This is a genomic window from Bartonella sp. AA86SXKL (assembly GCF_042196885.1).
Genome location: NZ_JBHIRE010000417.1, coordinates 1 through 650 on the forward strand (window position 1 = coordinate 1; position 650 = coordinate 650).

The 650-nt window shown below is 38.8% G+C and carries 1 protein-coding gene; it reads right to left on the reverse strand.

Annotation, left to right across the window (positions count from 1 at the left end):
* Positions 1-396 (reverse strand): D-alanine--D-alanine ligase (locus ACFIO5_RS12350; RefSeq protein ID WP_522729899.1); only part of this gene is annotated, 396 nt, incomplete at its 3' end.
* Between the last annotated feature and the right edge of the window lie 254 nt (positions 397-650).

Consider the following 650-nt stretch of genomic DNA (forward strand, 5'->3'; position numbering starts at 1 on the left):
AGGAGGCTCCATAGGATGCTCTTTCCCAACAGCAAAGCGACTCATGACACAAGAAGGAGCAATAGAAACCCCAACGCTTGCAACAACAATTTTTGCACGCCCTTTATCCATTGCCAGTGCTGATGCCATCACGCCAGAATGCGTATAAGGAATTTTTAAATATTCAAGAACACCCTGAATACGACCATCTTCACCAAATGGACCATGTAACGCATTAAAAGCAATATCAGGCTGCAACTGTTCAAGAACAGAAGCGATATGACCATCAACATCCACACGACTCACACGATACCCCTGCGCTTCAAGAACATCAGCACAAGCAGTACCTGAAGACAAACTTACAGACCGTTCAGAGGAAAATCCCCCCATTAATACAGCTATATGTTCATCTTTCATAACAACTCACCCTCCTCTGTCTACTATATATAGACCACCTAAAAACCACTCACACCATATACAGAAAATACTAAGATTTATCCTTGCGAATCAACAACCTAGCATTTTTCATAATGAATCAGACTCAGGCGCAAGACGCAAGAGCTTCTCTGTTAATTTATTGATTCTTAATAGATTTTTTTATTATCTCTTTGAAATGACTCAATTTTTTATTTTCACTTTTTTAGTGAATAAAAAATCAATGAAATGGATCA